We start from the raw sequence: 17,742 nt of genomic DNA, 5'->3' as shown, positions 1-17,742 counted from the left end.
GCAACAGGAGAGCATCATGCCCAGGGAACGCGGAGAGAAGGTCGTCGCGACCAATCGTCGCGCACGTCACGACTACACGATCGAGAAGTCGTACGAAGCGGGGATGGTGCTCACCGGCACCGAGGTCAAGTCGCTGCGTCAGGGTCGCGCCAACCTCAGTGACGGCTATGCGTTCGTGAAGGGGAACGAGGTCTTCCTCGATTCCGTGCACATCCCCGAGTACTCGCAGGGGCACTGGACGAACCACTCGGCCAAACGCATCCGCAAGCTGCTCCTCCATCGCGAGGAGATCGCCAAGATCGCGCACGCCGTCTCGGCCGGGGGATACACCCTCATCCCGCTGAAGCTGTACTTCTCCGACGGTCGTGCCAAGGTCGAGATCGCCCTGGCGAAGGGCAAGCGCGAATACGACAAGCGGCAGACCCTGCGCGAGCGTCAGGACACCCGTGAGGCCGACCGTGCCATGCGTCTGCGCAATCGCGTGGGAGAGTAGCCCCGGGCTCTCAGGCCCCGACCCTCACGGCACTGCCGTGACGAGTCGACAGCCCGTCACGGGCGCGGGTGGAAGCCGAAGACGCGGCCGAGGAACGCCAGCTCGCGGTCGAAGGAGTCGACGATGGTCTCCGCGCTCCGGAAACCATGTCCCTCGGTGGGATAGAGGACGTACTCGTGCTCGATGCCGCGCTCTGCCAGAGCATCGCGGATCGCCTCGGACTGGGATGGAGGGACGACGCGGTCCTCGCCGCCCTGCAGGAGCAGGACCGGGACTGTGATGCGATCTGTGTGCGTGAGCGGTGAACGCTCGACGTACAGATGCTCGTACTCGGGCAGCGGGCCCACCAGACCGTCGATGTACGATGCCTCGAAGTCATGAGTCTCCGCGGCCAGCATGCGCAGGTCGGCGACGCCGTAGCGGCTGATCCCCGCGGCGAAGGCTCCGCCTCGTACCAGTGCCGACAGCACGGTCCAGCCGCCTGCCGATCCGCCGCGGATGGCCAGGCGGTCAGGGTCGGCGAGCCCGGAGGCAGCCAGGCCCCGCGCCGCCGCGATCACGTCGTCGACGTCGACGACACCCCACTGGCCGTCCAAGCGTTCGCGATAGGCACGACCATAGCCGGTGGAGCCCCCGTAGTTCACGTCGAGCACGCCGATCCCGCGGCTCGTGTAGAAGGCGATCGCTGCCGAGGCTGCCCCGGTCACATGCGCCGTCGGTCCGCCGTGGACCAGCACGACGTAGGGCGGGAGCTCGTCGTCGGGGGCCTCCTCGTCGGGGTTCGCCGGCGGATAGGCGAATGCGTGCACGGCGCCGTGCGGACCGTCGATCTCGATCGACATCGACGCCGGCATCCAGCGCGGATCGACGGGCTCCCCGCCGCGCACGGCGACGACCTCTCCCGACTCGATATCGACGCACCAGAGCCCCGCCGCCACCCGGGAACCGTTGCCGGAGAGCAGCACCCGGGTGCCGTGGACCGCATCGACGCTCACATGACCGTCGCCGGGGAACTCGATGATGCTCTCGCCCCCTCCGGTGTCGATCACGACGACGTCGTCGCGCCCGTTCGTGCGGACGGCGACGATGCGGCCGTCCTCCAACGGCTGATACCAGCGGTTGCCGAGCACCCAGAGCCCGTAGCCCGTGTCGGCATCGGACGGGGCCAGCGGCCGCGGGGATCCGGAAGGCGTCACCCCGTCGATGGCGATGCGGTGGAGTGTCCAGCGGTCATCGGCGATGTCGGCGAAGACCAGTTCTGTGTCGCTGAGCCACTCGGGCTGCAGCGCCGCTCGCGAGGGGATCGTCCGCGGGAGGCCTCCGTCGACCTCGGCGACCTGCACGCGCGCGCTCTCCCACGGCATCTTCCCCCGTTCCCAGGCGACCCACGCGGCGCGGGTCCCGTCAGGGGAGAATGCGGGGTGGGCGAAGAACCCCTCGCCCTGCACGATCACGCTGACCGCGGACTCGTCTTCTGCGGCGGAGCCGTCGAGCGGGATCTCGACGATCGCGCGGAGGTGCGGTGTGGTCGAGAGGTCTTCGCGCACGGCGAGCAGACGTCCGTCCTGCACGCGCAGACCTCCGTGCGCGGGACCGGCAGCGGTGAGCGTGACGAGATCCCCGTCGGGGGTCAGGCGGCGCACCCGCTGGTCTGAGGCGTCGACGAAGTAGAGCGTCCCCCGATCGTCCGCCGTCCAGGCGCCACCACCGTATTCGTGCACGCGGGAGCGGGCGTTCCAGGGCGCGGGGAGGACCTCGGCGCCCGTTGAACTCCGTACCGTCACCCGTCCCTTCTCGGACGGCACCGACTCACCCCACCAGATCTCCGTGCCGACGAAGCGGGCGCCGTCGATGCGAGGTGAGGACGCCGCGACTGATGCCGCGGCGAAAGGCGAAGGCCAGGAACCGTAGGGGGACGACGTCATGCTTCGAGCCTATGGGGCGCTGGCACGAGCGTCACGCGGGGCGCACACGAAGGCCCTCCAGGGAACCGGGAGGGCCTTCGTCGTGCTCTCGTCTCAGACCGCGCGGAGCACCGCCACGATCTTGCCGAGGATCACGGCTTCATCGCCCAGGATGGGCTCGAACGCCGAGTTGCGCGGGAGCAGCCACGTGTGGCCGTCGCGACGGCGCAGCACCTTGACGGTGGCCTCGCCGTCGAGCATCGCCGCGACGATCTCGCCGTTCTCGGCGCTGTTCTGCGAACGGACGACGACCCAGTCGCCGTCGCAGATGGCGGCGTCGATCATCGACTCGCCGGAGACCTTGAGCATGAACAGGTCGCCCTTGCCCACCAGCTGGCGGGGGAGCGGGAAGATCTCCTCGACCTGCTGGTCGGCGGTGATCGGCACACCCGCGGCGATTCGTCCGACGAGGGGGACGAGTGCCGCATCGCCGACCGGGGTCGCCACGTCGGCGGGGTTCTCGGTGCTGGCGCCCGGCAGGTCGATGAGCACTTCCATCGCCCTCGTCTTCCCGGGGTCGCGGCGCAGGTAGCCGCTGAGCTCGAGCTGTCCGAGCTGGTGGGTGACGCTGGAGAGGGACTTGAGACCGACGGCGTCGCCGATCTCGCGCATGCTCGGCGGGTAGCCGTGGTGTGCGATCGAGTTCTGGATGACCTCGAGGATCGCCATCTGCTTCGGGCTGAGGCTCTTCCGGCGACGCGTGCGCGGTGCTTCCGACTCGGGGGCGGAGTTCTCGCTCATGGTGCTCCTTAGGTGCGTGTTCCGACGTCCCTCTTCGAATGTCGGAGGCCCGTGGTGGGGTGTCCTTATCGAAACCGTATCCGAGAATCGGTCCGATCTGGAAGATCTGTTCGAGCGTGTCGGCCGATTTCCCGGTCCGGTTTCGAAGAATACTTGACAGATGTTCGAACTCGAAGATATCTTCGGTACGTAGCTTCGCATTCACGGCTCCCGGCCGAGACGGGAATGCGAACGCTACGCCAACTTCCCCGGCGGCCTCACGGCTCCGGGACAGGCTAAGGAGCACCACATGAGCAGCATCAGCTTCAGCACCGCAGCAGTCATCCCGGCGTCGACCCGTCCTTCGACGCGACTCCGACTGACGACGCGTGGCCGCGCCGTGCTGCTGGCCTTCGCCTCGGTCCCGCTCGCGATCGGTATCGCCTTCGCGGCGCTCAGCGGTGGCAGCGCGATCGCTTCGGGAGCAGATTCGGCCGCCGTCAGCGTCGAGACCGTGACCGTCATGCCGGGAGACACCCTCTGGTCGATCGCCACCAGCGTCGCTCCCGATGCCGACCCGCGCGACGTCATCGGTGAGATCAGCCGGATGAACCTGCTGCGCGGTGGAGAACTCCAGATCGGCCAGACGCTCGCCATCCCGGCCCAGTACGTGAACTGATCCGGCGGCGGCAGCACAGCAGCAACTTTGCGTCCTCGAGGCAAGGCGCCGCTTAACATGGGAAGGGTGACCCTCTCCCTCAACGATCTCCCGCTACGTGACGATCTTCGCGGATTGACGCCATACGGCGCTCCGCAAGCGCCGCTCCCGATCGCGCTCAACGTGAACGAGAACACGCATCCGATCCCCGACGCGGTGGCGAGCGACATCCTCGACGACATCGCCGTCGCGATCCGCGACGTCAACCGCTATCCGGACCGGGAGTTCACGACGCTCCGCGAGTCGTTCGCGGAGTACCTGGGGCACGGGCTCACGCCGGAGCAGATCTGGGCCGGCAACGGCTCGAACGAGGTTCTCCAGCACATCCTCCAGGCTTTCGGAGGTCCCGGGCGCACGGCGTTCGGCTTCGCGCCGACGTATTCGATGTACCCGCTTATCGCCCAGGGGACGGGAGCACGCTGGATCGCCGGCACGCGTCAGCCCGACTACACGATCACCCCGGACGAGGCTGCCGAGCAGGTGCGGGCCGCCGATCCCGATGTGGTCATCCTCTGTTCTCCCAACAACCCCACCGGCACGCCGCTCGGGCTGGACGTGATCGAAGCCGTGTACGACGCGGCCCGTGGCATCGTGATCGTGGATGAGGCGTACCAGGAGTTCGCGCCGCGCGATGCGATCTCCGCCCTGACCCTGCTCGACGGGCGCCCGCGTCTCGCCGTCTCGCGCACCATGAGCAAGGCCTTCGCCTTCGCCGGGGCCCGGGTCGGGTACCTCGCTGCCGACCCCGCCTTCATCGACGCGTTGCGCCTGGTGCGTCTGCCTTATCACCTGAGCGCTCTCACCCAGGCGGCGGCGATAGCGGCCCTGCGCAACGCCGAGGTGATGCTCGCGATGGTGGAGGAGATCGTCGAGCAGCGCGATCGGATCACGGCGACCCTCGAAGCGCTCGGATACCAGCCGCACGAATCGTGGTCGAACTTCGTCCTGTTCGGCGGCGTCGCCGACCCACGGGCCACCTGGCAGCAGCTGTACGACCGCGGCGTGCTGGTGCGCGATGTCGGCATCCCCGGACACCTCAGGGTCAGCGCGGGCACGGAGGCCGAGACCACCGCGTTCCTCGAGGCGCTGGCCTCGATAGGATCGGCTTCATGAGCACCCCCGCACTGACCCCGCGCACCGCGAACCGTGTGCGCAGCACGTCGGAGTCCACCGTCGAGCTCGAGCTGAACCTCGACGGCACCGGGGCGAGCCGTATCGACACGTCTGTGCCGTTCTTCGACCACATGCTCACCGCCTTCGCGAAGCATTCGCTGACCGACCTCACAGTGCGAGCTTCCGGCGACACGCACATCGACGCGCACCACACGGTGGAAGACGTCTCGATCGTGCTCGGCCAAGCCATTCTCGAAGCTCTCGGCGACAAGTCCGGGATCTCCCGTTACGGCGACGCGCTCGTTCCCCTCGACGAGGCACTGGCGCAGGCGGTCGTCGACATCTCCGGTCGTCCGTATCTCGTGCACACGGGAGAGCCTGAAGGCTTCGAACACCACCTCATCGGCGGGCACTTCACCGGTTCGCTGGTGCGTCACTCATTCGAGGCCATCAGTTTCAATGCCGGTCTGACCGTGCACGTGCGTGTGCTCGGCGGGCGTGATCCGCACCACATCGCCGAGGCGGAGTACAAGGCGTTCGCCCGCGCGTTCCGCGAGGCCAAGGCTCTGGATCCGCTCGTCGACGGGATCCCGTCCACGAAGGGTGCGCTGTGAGCGCAGCGCCCCGGGTCGCGGTGTTCGACTACGAGTCGGGCAACGTCCACTCGGCGGTGAAGGCGCTCGTCGCCGCCGGCGCGGATGCCGTGCTGACGCGCGACCGCGCCACCGCTCTCGAGGCGGATGGACTCGTCGTCCCCGGTGTCGGGGCGTTCCAGGCCGTCCGCGATGCCCTGCGCGCCCACGGAGGGGACGAGATCATCGATCGCCGTCTCGCCGGCGGCCGTCCGGTCCTCGGGATCTGCGTCGGGATGCAGGTCCTCTTCGAGCACGGCGTCGAGCGCGGTCACGACACCGAAGGGCTCGGCGAGTGGCCCGGCGCGGTCACCGAGCTCAATGCCCCGGTGCTGCCGCACATGGGCTGGAACACGGTCGAGCCCGGTGCCGACAGCGTGCTCTTCCGAGGCATCGAGCAGGAGCGCTTCTACTTCGTGCACTCCTACGCCGCGCAGTCCTGGGAACTCGACGTCATCCCGCCGTTCCCCGAGCCGGTGCTGACCTGGACGACGTACGGCGACCCGTTCCTCGCCGCCGTCGAGAACGGGCCGCTCTCGGCGACGCAGTTCCACCCGGAGAAGTCCGGGGAAGCCGGCATCCAGCTGCTGCGCAACTGGGTCGGAAGTCTCTGACGTCTCCGGCAGGCGTCACCCGTTTTGTTCCCCGCCGTCCGGCGGACTACCCTCGGTTCTCGTGCCCGCACCGGGCCGTAGAGCTTCCCGATACAAGGACCCCATGAACGACTTCGCGCAGTCCCCCTCGCTCACGCTCCTTCCCGCCGTCGATGTCGCCGGGGGCAAGGCCGTCCGCCTGACCCAGGGCGAGGCCGGAACCGAGACCAGCTACGGCGACCCGTTGGATGCCGCAGGGGAGTGGGTGGCGCAGGGAGCGAAGTGGATCCACCTCGTCGACCTCGACGCCGCGTTCGGCCGTGGCAGCAACGCACCGATCCTGCGCAAGGTCATCAAGCAGTTCAAGGGCGTGAGCATCGAGCTCTCCGGTGGCATCCGTGATGATGCGACGTTGGAGGCGGCTCTGGAGAGCGGCGCCACCCGGATCAACCTGGGCACGGCCGCGCTGGAGAACCCGGAGTGGGCGGCCGATGTGATCGGCCGTTACGGCGAGGCGATCGCGGTCGGCCTCGACGTGCGGGGGACGACGCTCGCCGCCCGCGGATGGACCAAGGAGGGCGGTGACCTCTGGGAGGTTCTCGACCGCCTCGAAGACGCCGGCTGCAGCCGTTATGTCGTCACCGACGTCACGAAGGACGGCACTCTTCGCGGCCCCAACATCGAACTGCTCCGCGAGGTCACCTCACGTACCCCGAAACCGGTCGTCGCATCTGGCGGGATCTCGAGCCTCGACGACATCGCCGCGCTCCGCGATCTCGTGCCGCTGGGCGTCGAAGGTGCGATCGTCGGCAAGGCACTCTACGCCGGGGCATTCACGCTGGCTGAGGCTCTGGATGTCGCAGGAGACTGACGCGCACGCCTGTGGGCCGGAATCGCACAACCACGGCGATTCGGCGGGCGTCCCCTGGGAGGGGCGCAGCTTCGAGTCGAATCCGCACGCGTCGGACGACGGTTCCGCCGATCCCGCTCTGCTGGCCGCGCTGCTGCGGTTCCGTGCGGGTGAAGGCAGCCAGGTCGACGTGGTCGACGCCTTCCGTACCGCGCGCGTGCTGATTCCGCTTATCGCCGAGAAGGGTGAGGAGGGGGTCGCGCCGAGCGGTCTCACCGTCGACAAGACGCAGGAACTGTCCATCGTGACGGTCGCGGCGCCTGACGGCCGGCGCGTGCAGCCGGTCTTCTCGTCCGTGCAGGCGATGCAGGCATGGGATCCGACCGCGCGACCGATCCCCGTCGAGGCCGTTCGAGCCGCGTTGGCGGCGTCGGCGGAGGACACCGATCTCATCGTTCTCGACCCGACGTCAGAGACGGAGTTCGTGATCCGGCGTCCCGCGGTCTGGGCGATCGCTCAGGAGCAGCGCTGGGAGCCCAGCTTCCTGTCGACAGAGGTGTTCACGGCTCTCCAGGAGAGCGTGGCGCACGAACTGGCAGTGATCGACGTGGCGGTGGCTGCGGGCGATCCCGACGCGCGGCTCCGGGGCCCCGAGCTGATCGTGGTCCTCGAGCTCGTCGACGGTCTGGAGCGTGAGGTGCTCGATGCCGTGCTCTCGCGTCTCGCTCAGCGCTGGGCGTCCGATGATCGCATCGCTGTGCTCGCCGACTCGCTGACCGTGAAGCTCCGCCGCAGCGTCTGAGAGCGTTCGCTACGATCGGGGCATGTCCCGCGGTCTGATGCGAGTCCTCGTCGTGGTCGCGCTCCTGGGTGGTGCCGCGACCGGCACCACGGGTTGCTATACCGCGTGCCCGGCGATCGGCTACGTCAACGGGGTGGTCGTCGACGTGAGCGTATTCCCGGAGACAGCGGCCATCCAGTTCTGCGTGGACGCGGAGTGCTCACCGGCGCCGGGGGAGGACGAGACCGTCTCGACCAACCTGTTCGCGGCGTCCCGTGAGGACGACGGGACCTGGCGGCTCATGTTCGACATGTCGACACCCGAGGACGTCGACATCCGCCTGTTCGACGCGCAGGGCACCGTCATCCACGAATCCGAGGAACCGATCGCCTGGACCCACGCTGATGGCCCGTGCGGCGGCCCCTCCACTGCGGACCCCCTGATCCTGGAGCCCTGATCCTTCATCGCCGGAGATGACGCTCTCCACGTCGGACCGCGGGCGGGAACGGGAACGCGTCTCCGCAGGGAGGTGCGCGGTCCGATCGCTGCTGCCGGTGCTGATAGCGTCGGAGATCCGTGCAGGAAGTGAGGAGGTGGTATCCGTGAACGAAGTGACGTCGGTGCTCCTCCGGGGAGTCACGGTCGGGCGATAGGTCGTCCGGGAGCGCCGCATATCAGCAGCACTCCCGAAAGGCATGACCATGCACTTCACGTCTGAACAGAACCTCGACGGCGGCCTCACCGAGCGCGAATTCACCATCGGTGACATCTCCGGCATCATGTGGACGCCGCCAGCCGCTTCCTCCTCCGCGCCGGTTCCCCTCATCCTGATGGGCCAACCCGGCGGAATCGGCATGCGAAGAATGTACTCCCGCCTGGCGGCGCGAGCGCGCAGCGCGGCGGCGCAAGGCTTCGCTGCGATCTCGATCGAGGCGCCCGGAGCGGGCGACCGAACGCCGCTGCCTGGCGCGGCGGCGGCGCGGGCCGACCTCGTTCGTGCGATCTCTGTCGGCGAAGAGCCGGGCGAGGAGGTCATCGACCAGCTGATACTTCCTCTCGTCGATCAGGCGGTGCCGGAATGGCAGACCACGCTCGACGAGGCTCTTGCCCTTCCCGAGATCGGCGAGCGGACGGCATTCTCCGGTGGGGTGATCGCAATCGGAGTACGTCTCGCCGCGATCGACTCACGCATCGTCGCGGCAGGCCTCTTCGCCGGAAGCTATGTGCCCCGTACGACGTTGGAGGAGGCGCGTCGGGTCACCATCCCGCTGCATGTCCTCCTGCAATGGGATGACGAGGGCAACGACCGCCGGATGGCGCTCGACCTGTTCGACGCCTTCGGATCGACTGAGAAGACGCTCTACGCCAACATGGGCGGCCACACGGGCGTCCCGCAGTTCGCCGGCGAGGATGCCGCGCGCTTCTTCGCCCGCCATCTCGGCTCTGTCGGCGGCGGAGAATGCGCGGCTTCGTGAGCCCGTCGGTTGCGCAGGTCTCACACCTGCGCCGAAGCTAGTTGACCGGTCCGGTCCACTTCTCGCCCGGGCCCTTGCCGATCGGGTCGGGGATCGTGGAGGCCTCGCGGAAGGCGAGCTGCAGTGAACGAAGGCCGTCGCGCAGGGAGCGCGCGTGCATATCGCTGATCTCCGGAGCGCCGGCGGTGATGAGTCCGGCGAGGGCGTTGATGAGCTTGCGCGCTTCGTCGAGGTCGATCTGCGCCGCGGCGTCCGGATCGTCGGCGAGCCCGAGCTTGACGGCTGCCGCGCTCATGAGGTGCACGGCGGCGGTGGTGATCACCTCGACGGCGGGTACATCGGCGATGTCTCGTGTGGCCGACGATGCGGCCTCCTCCTGACGTGCCCAGCGCTCTTCGCGCTCGCGTGCAGCCTCGTCCGGTGCCTGGTTCGTCACTTCGCCTTGCTTTCTGTTAGACTTTGGCGGGCTCCGGAGCGTCATGCTCCGGATCGAAAGAGGATTCACTTCCCACCCGCGCTTGCCGTTCAAGGCTACCGGGTCTTGCACTCCACCGGCTCCGTTCGCAAGACGGACCCGGCAGGTAGGGTGCGGAGCCGGCGTCTGAATGCCGGTGGGCGGGGACGATTCCGATTTCGCCCGTGATGCAGACAGCATCGCGGTGGCCGAATCACATCGTCTAAGGAGTTCCGCATCAGCGATCCCCGTACCAATGAGCGCATCCGCGTCCCCGAGGTCCGCCTCGTCGGCCCCGCGGGTGAGCAGATCGGCGTCGTCCGCATCGAGGCAGCGCTGCGCCTCGCGCAGGAAGCCGATCTCGACCTCGTCGAGGTCGCCCCCAACTCGAAGCCGCCCGTCGTCAAGATCATGGACTACGGCAAGTTCAAGTACGAGGCCGCCCAGAAGGAAAAGGAAGCTCGCCGCAACCAGGCGAACACGATCCTCAAGGAAGTCCGTTTCCGTCTGAAGATCGAGGCCCACGACTACACGACCAAGCTCAAGCGCGCCGAGGGGTTCCTCAAGGCCGGCGACAAGGTCAAGGCCATGATCCTTTTCCGTGGTCGTGAGCAGTCGCGTCCCGAGCAGGGTGTTCGTCTGCTGCGCAAGTTCGCCGAAGACGTGGCCGAGCTCGGCACGGTCGAGTCGAACCCGACCATCGACGGTCGCAACATGGTCATGATCGTGGCGCCGCTCAAGAGCAAGTCCGAGGCCAAGCAGGAGCAGAATGCGGTTCGTGACGCGCAGCGCGCGGCGAACAAGCAGGCTTCGCGCGACGCGAAGAACGAGTCGGACGCACCGGCCGCAGCTCCGGCGGAGTGACTCCCGCCCCCAGAACTCCCGCACCGCGGGTTGACACCGTCGCCTGAGAAGGCGCCATACGAAGGAAGAGAAGATGCCGAAGCAGAAGACCCACTCGGGTGCTAAGAAGCGCTTCAAGATCACCGGAAGCGGAAAGCTGAAGAAGCAGCAGGCCGGGATGCGCCACAACCTCGAGCACAAGTCGAGCCGTCGCACCCGTCGTCTGAACCAGGACCAGGTGCTGTCGAAGGCTGACACCAAGGTCGCGAAGAAGCTTCTCGGTCGCTGACGCGCGCCGAACGCACGAATAGGAACACAGGAAAATGGCAAGAGTCAAGCGGGCAGTAAACGCCCACAAGAAGCGCCGGGTCATCCTCGAGCGCGCCTCCGGTTACCGCGGACAGCGTTCGCGCCTGTACCGGAAGGCCAAAGAGCAGGTCATCCACTCGCTGGTCTACTCGTACCGTGACCGTCGCAAGCGCAAGGGTGACTTCCGTCGCCTGTGGATCCAGCGCATCAACGCTGCGGCTCGCCAGAACGGCATGACCTACAACCGCTTCATCCAGGGCCTCGGCATCGCCGGTGTCACGGTGGACCGTCGCATGCTCGCCGACCTCGCGGTCAACGACGCGGCGACGTTCACGACGCTGGTCGAGAGGGCGAAGAAGGCTCTGCCCTCCGACGTCAACGCACCGAAGTCGGCTGCGTAAGCACCTCTTCACACAGGGCGCTCTCCTTCGGGAGGGCGCCCTGTGGCGTTTCTGGATGCACTGCGGCCCACGGCCCGCGTGACTCCCATGTCGATCAGGGAGGTCGCGGCGACCGCGATCGCGTACACGGCGAGGTCCCGCAGGTCGAAGCCCGAGCCGAGGACGAGTCGGATCGGCGGGAACATCGCTCCCCATTCGCGCGGAAGGCCGGTGAGCTGGAGCAGCTCGACGCCGGCGCAGACCACGAAGGACAGGAACGCCACAGCGGGACGAGGCCATCGCGGGGCGACGAGGGCCACGAGCAGGTAGATGAGCACGGCGTACAGCGCGTCGCCCGCGATGTCGCCGACCGCACCGCTCATGCCGCGATGGACGACCAGACCGATCCCGACCGTCGCGACAGCGAGAACGGCGAGGGCGACCCGCCGACGAGAGGTGTTCGCAGCAGCGCTGTGGGTCATCCCGGCACCTTATCCCGATGGTGCGGGAACCAGCCCGGCGTTCCCTAGACTGTGATCGTGCTGGAGAACCCCCGTTCGCCCCGAGTCCGAGCCGTCGCGAAGCTGACCAAACGAAGCGCGAGGACCGAGACGGGCCTGTTCCTTCTGGAAGGCCCGCAGTCCGTGCGCGAAGCGCTCACCTATCGTCCCGAGGCGATCGTCGAGCTGTTCGCGACGCCCAACGGGTGGGAGCGGCACCCCGACATCCGCGCGAAGGCCGCCGATGCCGACATCGACGTCGAGTACGTCACCGAGTACGTCCTCAACGCGATGGCCGACACCGTCACTCCGCAGGGACTCGTGGCGGTGGTGCAGCAGACACCGACCTCCGTGCGCGACATCTTCGACGCCGCGCCGCGACTGGTGGCGATCTGCGAAGAGGTGCGCGATCCCGGCAATCTCGGCACGATCATCCGGGCGGCGGATGCGGCGGGCGCCGATGCCGTCGTGCTCACGGGACGAACCGTCGATCCGTACAACCCGAAGGTGGTGCGTGCCACGACGGGTTCGCTGTTCCACCTCCCGGTGTCGGTCGGGGGAGACCTCGCCGATGTCGTCAAGCGCGCACACGATGCAGGTCTCCGCATCCTCGCAGCCGATGTGAAGGGTGACGATCTCCTGGAGGCGCGCGCCGAGGGCGTGCTCGCCGAGCCCACCGGATGGCTCTTCGGGAACGAGGCGCGGGGGCTCGAAGACGATGCGCTGGCCCTCGCCGACCAGGTGCTCAAGCTGCCCATCTTCGGTCGTGCCGAATCCCTCAACCTGGCGACGGCCGCCAGCGTGTGCCTCTACGAGAGTGCATTTGCACAGCGTGCGTCCGCTGGCGACTGAGTTCTCGGGCGCCGAGGGAAGCAGGAAGCGGAGTCGATGAGGATTCTGATCGTCGAGGACGACGACCGGGTCGCCAGGGCGCTCGAGGCCTTCCTCGGACGGTCGGGATACGCGACTGTGCGCGCGGCGGACGGCGCTGCCGCGCTGGGCATGCTGGGAGCCGACACCGAGGTGGTCCTCCTCGACCTCGGTCTCCCCGACATCGACGGCGTCGACCTGTGCCGTCGCATCCGGGGGCGCTCGGAGGTTCCGATCGTGATCGTGACCGCCCGCAACCAGGTCGCCGAACGCATCAAGGGACTGCGCGCGGGCGCGGATGACTTCGTCGTGAAGCCCTATGACGTGCACGAGCTCCTCGCCAGGATCGAGGCGGTCACCCGGAGGTCGAGGCCGATGAGACCGGAGGCCGACGCCCGGGTGCTGCTGCACGACGGCCATGTCGACATCGACCTCGTCGCCCGTCAGGTGCTCGTCGACGGCACGGCGATCGACCTCACACGCAAGGAGTTCGACATCGTCGCCGTCCTCGCCCGATACCCGGGGGTGGCGGTGCCGAAGGAGCGCCTGATCCGTGAGGTATGGAACACCGACTGGCGCGGGTTCGGGCACTCGCTCGAGGTGCACGTCGGAGCGATCAGGAAGAAGACCGGAGTCCGTGGGGTCATCGAGACCGTGCGCGGAGTCGGCTACCGTCTTGCGGGGTCCTGAGCCATGCGGCGCCGTCTGATCATCGTCTTCCTCGTGCCGCTCGTCGCGATCCTGGCCGCGCTCGGCGGCGCAGCCGGATGGAGTGCGGCGCACAGCGTCCAGCAGGCGTTCTACACGCAGCAGCTCGGCGACCTCGGGTATTTCGTCACGAGTGCGCGTCAGGCCCTGCGGTCCGGCAGCGCCGCCGTGATCGACGCCGAGGTGGCGCGCTTCCGCGAGGTGTACGGAATCGAGGTCACGGTCTTCGATCTCGGCGGCAATGTCTGGGCGGCGGGGGAGCAGGACCGGGCCGCGCTCCCGGACGAGGACGCCGAGCGGGTCAGACTCGCGCTTTCCGGGCGGCGTGCCGAGCAGCCGACGGTCCTGTTCCCGTGGACCGTCGCGGACGCCGCCCTGGCCGAGCCGGTGTTCGACGACGGGGACGTGATCGGTGCCGTGCTGGTGGCCGGAGATGTGGAGGCGCCGCGCGCGGCGATCCTCCAGCAGATCCTGCTCATCTCGGCGATCGCGCTGGTGCTGGTCGCCCTCGGGGTGCTGCTCGTGTTCCGGCTCGCCCGGTGGGTGCTGTCGCCGGTGCGACGGCTCGACGAGGCGATGGTGGCGATCGAGCGGGGCGAGATGGACGCGCGTGTCGCCGCCGACGACGGTCCGCCGGAGCTGCGCCGCATGGCGCAGGTCTTCAACGGCATGGCCGACGAGATCGAGCGTGTGATGACGCGGCAGCAGGAGTTCGCGCTGAATGCCTCCCACGAGCTGCGCAACCCCCTCAACGCCCTGCTCCTGCGCGTCGAGCATCTGGCGACGGGACTGGGGAAGGAGTGGCAGGGTGATGTCGAGGAGACGCGGGAAGAGGGGCGACGGATGACCCGCATCCTCGAAACGCTCCTCGGGCTGGCTCGTGGGGGACGAGGCGACTCGACCATCTCGGCGGTCGACCTCGCGACGCTCGCCGCTCGCCGACGGGACGCGTGGCGCGACGTCGCCGCCCAGCGCGGGGTCGTCTTGCGTGCCACGGGGGTTTCGCCGGTGATGAGCGTGACCGACCGGACGATCGTGGAGAGTGCGCTGGATGCGGTGATCGACAACGCCGTGAAGTTCTCTCCCGAGGGCGCGCCGATCGAGATCGGTGCGGAACGCGAGGGCCAGGTCTGCCGGATCACCGTCCGCGATCACGGTCCGGGGCTGACGGAGGAGCAGGCCGCGGCGGCGACCGACCGGTTCTGGCGCAGTGCCGACAGCGGGGACACCCCGGGGTCCGGACTCGGCCTCGCCATCGCGAGTGACCTGCTCGCCACGGTCGGCGGCGAATTGGCCGTCGCTGCGGCGGAGGGCGGCGGTCTCGCTGTCACACTCGTGCTCCACGATGGGACGACCCCGTGACGGCCGGCGTGCGACGGTTGCTCGCCGGCGCGAGCGCTCTCCTGCTGGCGGTCGGCGTGACCGCGTGCAGTCCGCGTGCGAGCGAGTGGACGGACGAGGAGTACGCCATCGCCAGCGGCGGGTCCACCGGCGTCTACTACGACTACGGCAGCCACCTGGCCGAAGACCTGTCGGACTCGTTGGATATCCGGATGGTCGCGCAGGAGACGGCGGGTTCCGTCGACAACCTGCTGCGGGTGAGTTCGGGGGAGGCGCTGATCGGGTTCGCGCAGGGAGACGCCGCGGCAGACGCGGTGGCGGGCTCCGGCGCCTTCGACCATCCGCTGGAGGTGCAGGCCCTCGCCCGCCTGTACGACGAGTACGTGCAGGTCGTCGTACGCGGAGAGTCGGAGATCTCGGGTATCGGGGATCTGGCCGGCCGCACCATCTCCCTCGGTGCGGAGAACTCCGGGGTGAACGTGATCGCCGCTCGGGTGCTGGATGCGGCAGGTGTCGATCTCGGCTCCGTGCGCAATCCCCAGCTCGACCTCAGCGAGTCGATCGAGGCGATGGAGCGTGGCGACATCGACGGCTTCTTCTGGGTCGGCGGGCTGCCCACCCCGGGGGTGGCAGAGCTCTCGGAGAGGTCATCGGTCCGCCTGCTCCCGATCGAGCAGGAGTGGGTCAACGAGGTGAACGAACGGTACTCGCACGCGTATCGACCGGCCGACGTCCCGGCCGGCACCTACGGCCTGCAGGATTCCGCGCCCACGATGGCCGTTCCCAACTATCTCGTCACCGCAGCCTCCACCCCGGACACCGTCGCTCGTGACGTGCTCGCCGGATTGTTCGATGCACGTCTGCGCATCGCGGGGGAGGTTCCGACCGCCGCGCTGCTGGACCGGCGCTCGGCGATCTTCACCGGCCCCGTCCCGCTGCACCCCGGGGCAGCCGACTACTACCGGGATCAGCGCGGCTGACTGCTCAAGAAATCCTCAAGAAGTCTGACACCGTGGGTGGCGCTCTGCCATTGTGAGGTCGATCGCGCACGATCGTCGCCTGTTGCTCAACTGTCGTTGGGGAGCTGCAGCAGGACGATTCCGCGGCCCGTGGGGGCGGGCCGCGGGGTACCCATGCACAGCAGCATTGGTGCCGCGATCAGGTGATTACGAACGTGTAAATCTCACCGAGGTGCCTGGAGACCCGCGTCCGACGTGGCTAGTTTGGAGAAATGATGACCTCTGATACCCCGCTTGTCGTGGTCGAGAACGTCCAGAAGCACTACGGCGACTTCCAGGCGCTCACCGACATCGACCTGACCGTCAACTCGGGAGAGGTCGTCGTCGTGATCGGCCCGTCCGGCTCCGGCAAGTCGACTCTGTGCCGCACGATCAACCGCCTCGAGACGATCACGAGCGGCACCATCCGCATCGACGGCAAGGAGCTGCCTGCGGAGGGGAAGGGACTCGCCCACCTGCGTGCGGACGTCGGCATGGTCTTCCAGTCCTTCAATCTCTTCGCACACCTCACGATCCTCGAGAACGTGACCCTCGGCCCGATCAAGGTCCGCGGCCTCAAGAAGGCGGATGCCGAGAAGGAGGCGATGGTGCTGCTCGAACGCGTGGGCGTGGCGCAGCAGGCATCGAAGCTCCCGGCCCAGCTGTCCGGCGGGCAGCAGCAGCGCGTGGCGATCGCCCGCGCCCTCGCGATGCAGCCCAAGGTGATGCTGTTCGACGAGCCGACCAGCGCCCTCGACCCCGAGATGATCAACGAGGTCCTCGACGTCATGGTCGAGTTGGCCCAGGACGGCATGACGATGATCGTCGTCACCCATGAGATGGGCTTCGCCCGCAAGGCCGCCGACCGCGTCGTCTTCATGGCCGACGGACGGATCGTGGAGGAGGCGACTCCCGAGGAGTTCTTCACGCACCCGAAGAGCGACCGCGCCAAGGACTTCCTCTCGAAGCTCCTCACGCACTGACGCCCCCGCACCGACCACACAGACCCTGCACACACAGCATACGAAGGAGACGCACATGCGACGCACACGGACACTGGCAGGTATCGGAATCGCAGCGGCCGCGCTGCTGGCGCTCACGGCCTGCAACAGCGGCACGCCGTCCAGCACAGGAGCCCCGGAGGGCGGCGACGAGGGCGACACCTCCAGCAGCACGCCGTGGACCGTGCTGACCGACGTCAGCATCGAGGGAAGCCCGACGTTCGACCGGATCGAGTCGGCAGGCACGGTCAAGGTCGGCGTCAAGGAGGACCAGCCGGGTCTGGGGTACCTCGACCCGGTGACCGGCGACCGCACCGGATTCGACGTCGACATCGCCCGCTGGATGGCGGCATCGCTCGGCGTCGACCCGGAGAAGATCGAGTTCCAGGCGATCGCCTCCGCGAACCGCGAGCAGGCCATCGTGAACGGCGATATCGACTACTACGTCGGCACGTACTCGATCACCGACAAGCGCAAGGAGCAGATCTCGTTCGCCGGGCCGTACTTCGTCACGGGTCAGGGCCTCCTCGTCGGTGCCGACAGCGACATCAAGAGCGTCGATGAACTGAGCGCGGAGACGACCGTCTGCTCGGCGACCGGCTCGACGCCGATCCAGAACATCAAGACGAACTACCCCGACGTGCCCACCAAGGAGTACGACACGTACTCGAAGTGCGTCGAGGACCTCAAGAACGGTCAGGTCGACGCCGTCACGACCGACGAGGCGATCCTCATCGGCTACGCGGCCCAGGACCCGGACAAGCTGAAGGTCGTCGGAGAGCCCTTCAGCGAGGAGCGCTACGGCATCGGACTCGCCAAGGGCGACGACGCTCTGGCCGAGTACTTCAACACGCAGCTGACCGACGGCGGCAAGATCTGGCAGCAGATCTTCGACAACAACCTCGGCGCGTCCGGCGTCAAGGCGACCCAGCCCGAGGTCGACCCGATCGGTTGATCCCGGCGGGGCGGTCGACCCGGTCGACCGCCCCGCTCATCGGC

General features: G+C 68.0%; 22 protein-coding genes. 18 read left to right on the top strand and 4 right to left on the bottom strand.

The genetic code is table 11. The features are described 5' to 3' along the window. Positions 1–16: 16 nt before the first annotated feature. On the top strand, positions 17–493 hold the full coding sequence (gene smpB, locus MicroSTF_RS13900) for an SsrA-binding protein SmpB (protein WP_021199784.1): 477 nt from the start codon (positions 17–19) through the stop codon (positions 491–493). Between the two features lie 56 nt (positions 494–549). Here the strand turns inward: smpB and MicroSTF_RS13895 are convergent, their stop codons facing one another. Beyond that, positions 550–2,418 (bottom strand): S9 family peptidase, encoded by a 1,869-nt coding sequence (locus MicroSTF_RS13895; protein ID WP_322956463.1) that lies wholly within the window; start codon positions 2,416–2,418, stop codon positions 550–552. Between the two features lie 93 nt (positions 2,419–2,511). Then, positions 2,512–3,198: a transcriptional repressor LexA gene (gene lexA, locus MicroSTF_RS13890; protein ID WP_021199782.1), complete on the bottom strand. Its 687-nt coding sequence runs from the start codon at positions 3,196–3,198 to the stop codon at positions 2,512–2,514. Positions 3,199–3,487: 289 nt separating this feature from the next. Here lexA and MicroSTF_RS13885 point away from each other — a divergent pair, with 289 nt between their 5' ends. The 8 genes from MicroSTF_RS13885 to MicroSTF_RS13850 all read left to right on the top strand — a co-directional run bounded on the left by MicroSTF_RS13885 (position 3,488) and on the right by MicroSTF_RS13850 (position 9,339). Beyond that, positions 3,488–3,856, top strand: coding sequence for a LysM peptidoglycan-binding domain-containing protein (locus MicroSTF_RS13885; protein ID WP_297556464.1), 369 nt, complete (start codon positions 3,488–3,490; stop codon positions 3,854–3,856). 57 nt (positions 3,857–3,913) lie between these two features. Next, complete coding sequence (locus MicroSTF_RS13880) at positions 3,914–5,008, top strand: histidinol-phosphate transaminase (RefSeq protein WP_416338489.1); 1,095 nt, start codon at positions 3,914–3,916, stop codon at positions 5,006–5,008. Further along, positions 5,005–5,622 carry an imidazoleglycerol-phosphate dehydratase HisB gene (hisB, locus tag MicroSTF_RS13875; RefSeq protein ID WP_021199779.1) on the top strand — a complete coding sequence of 206 codons (618 nt, stop codon included), beginning with the start codon at positions 5,005–5,007 and terminating at the stop codon, positions 5,620–5,622. The genes MicroSTF_RS13880 and hisB overlap by 4 nt, the downstream gene beginning before the upstream one ends. Next, positions 5,619–6,254: an imidazole glycerol phosphate synthase subunit HisH gene (gene hisH / locus MicroSTF_RS13870; protein ID WP_021199778.1), complete on the top strand. Its 636-nt coding sequence runs from the start codon at positions 5,619–5,621 to the stop codon at positions 6,252–6,254. The genes hisB and hisH overlap by 4 nt, the downstream gene beginning before the upstream one ends. Positions 6,255–6,357: 103 nt before the next feature. Further along, positions 6,358–7,104 (top strand): bifunctional 1-(5-phosphoribosyl)-5-((5-phosphoribosylamino)methylideneamino)imidazole-4-carboxamide isomerase/phosphoribosylanthranilate isomerase PriA, encoded by a 747-nt coding sequence (priA, locus tag MicroSTF_RS13865; RefSeq protein ID WP_029260604.1) that lies wholly within the window; start codon positions 6,358–6,360, stop codon positions 7,102–7,104. Beyond that, positions 7,088–7,885: an SseB family protein gene (locus MicroSTF_RS13860; protein WP_136025195.1), complete on the top strand. Its 798-nt coding sequence runs from the start codon at positions 7,088–7,090 to the stop codon at positions 7,883–7,885. Before priA ends, MicroSTF_RS13860 begins: the two co-directional genes overlap by 17 nt. 22 nt (positions 7,886–7,907) lie before the next feature. After that, positions 7,908–8,321, top strand: coding sequence for a hypothetical protein (locus MicroSTF_RS13855; protein ID WP_029260606.1), 414 nt, complete (start codon positions 7,908–7,910; stop codon positions 8,319–8,321). Between the two features lie 244 nt (positions 8,322–8,565). Further along, the gene (locus MicroSTF_RS13850) at positions 8,566–9,339 is read left to right on the top strand and encodes a hypothetical protein (RefSeq protein WP_029260607.1); all 774 of its coding nucleotides are present in this window, start codon (positions 8,566–8,568) and stop codon (positions 9,337–9,339) included. A 37-nt stretch (positions 9,340–9,376) separates the two neighbouring features. Here the strand turns inward: MicroSTF_RS13850 and MicroSTF_RS13845 are convergent, their stop codons facing one another. Next, a complete protein-coding gene (locus MicroSTF_RS13845) occupies positions 9,377–9,775 on the bottom strand; it encodes a DUF1844 domain-containing protein (RefSeq protein ID WP_017828562.1) in 399 nt (132 codons plus the stop codon). 255 nt (positions 9,776–10,030) lie between these two features. Here MicroSTF_RS13845 and infC point away from each other — a divergent pair, with 255 nt between their 5' ends. From infC to rplT, 3 genes are all read left to right on the top strand, one after another. Continuing rightward, positions 10,031–10,657: a translation initiation factor IF-3 gene (infC, locus tag MicroSTF_RS13840; RefSeq protein WP_096359486.1), complete on the top strand. Its 627-nt coding sequence runs from the start codon at positions 10,031–10,033 to the stop codon at positions 10,655–10,657. A gap of 73 nt (positions 10,658–10,730) precedes the next feature. After that, positions 10,731–10,925, top strand: a complete 195-nt coding sequence (gene rpmI / locus MicroSTF_RS13835) for a 50S ribosomal protein L35 (RefSeq protein ID WP_017828564.1) — start codon at positions 10,731–10,733, stop codon at positions 10,923–10,925. Positions 10,926–10,959: 34 nt separating this feature from the next. Beyond that, on the top strand, positions 10,960–11,346 hold the full coding sequence (rplT, locus tag MicroSTF_RS13830) for a 50S ribosomal protein L20 (RefSeq protein WP_322956441.1): 387 nt from the start codon (positions 10,960–10,962) through the stop codon (positions 11,344–11,346). 8 nt (positions 11,347–11,354) lie between these two features. Here rplT and MicroSTF_RS13825 read toward each other — a convergent pair whose 3' ends face one another. After that, entirely contained in the window at positions 11,355–11,807 is a 453-nt protein-coding gene (locus MicroSTF_RS13825; protein WP_081860203.1) for a DUF2809 domain-containing protein, read from the bottom strand. Between the two features lie 57 nt (positions 11,808–11,864). Between MicroSTF_RS13825 and MicroSTF_RS13820 the strand changes: the two genes are divergently transcribed. The 6 genes from MicroSTF_RS13820 (at position 11,865) to MicroSTF_RS13795 (ending at position 17,698) form a co-directional block, all read left to right on the top strand. Continuing rightward, complete coding sequence (locus MicroSTF_RS13820; RefSeq protein WP_029260610.1) at positions 11,865–12,677, top strand: TrmH family RNA methyltransferase; 813 nt, start codon at positions 11,865–11,867, stop codon at positions 12,675–12,677. Positions 12,678–12,713: 36 nt separating this feature from the next. Further along, on the top strand, positions 12,714–13,385 hold the full coding sequence (locus MicroSTF_RS13815) for a response regulator transcription factor (RefSeq protein WP_322956436.1): 672 nt from the start codon (positions 12,714–12,716) through the stop codon (positions 13,383–13,385). Positions 13,386–13,388: 3 nt separating this feature from the next. After that, positions 13,389–14,765, top strand: coding sequence for a HAMP domain-containing sensor histidine kinase (locus MicroSTF_RS13810; RefSeq protein WP_322956434.1), 1,377 nt, complete (start codon positions 13,389–13,391; stop codon positions 14,763–14,765). After that, positions 14,762–15,724, top strand: coding sequence for a TAXI family TRAP transporter solute-binding subunit (locus MicroSTF_RS13805; RefSeq protein ID WP_322956432.1), 963 nt, complete (start codon positions 14,762–14,764; stop codon positions 15,722–15,724). The genes MicroSTF_RS13810 and MicroSTF_RS13805 overlap by 4 nt, the downstream gene beginning before the upstream one ends. Before the next feature lie 254 nt (positions 15,725–15,978). After that, positions 15,979–16,725: an amino acid ABC transporter ATP-binding protein gene (locus MicroSTF_RS13800; protein WP_029260612.1), complete on the top strand. Its 747-nt coding sequence runs from the start codon at positions 15,979–15,981 to the stop codon at positions 16,723–16,725. 55 nt (positions 16,726–16,780) lie between these two features. Then, on the top strand, positions 16,781–17,698 hold the full coding sequence (locus tag MicroSTF_RS13795) for a glutamate ABC transporter substrate-binding protein (protein ID WP_322956430.1): 918 nt from the start codon (positions 16,781–16,783) through the stop codon (positions 17,696–17,698). Positions 17,699–17,742: the final 44 nt, after the last annotated feature.

The sequence above is a fragment of the Microbacterium sp. STF-2 genome, from assembly GCF_034650155.1.
GTDB lineage: Bacteria > Actinomycetota > Actinomycetes > Actinomycetales > Microbacteriaceae > Microbacterium > Microbacterium maritypicum_A.
This window is presented reverse-complemented; position numbering and strand designations above follow the sequence as displayed.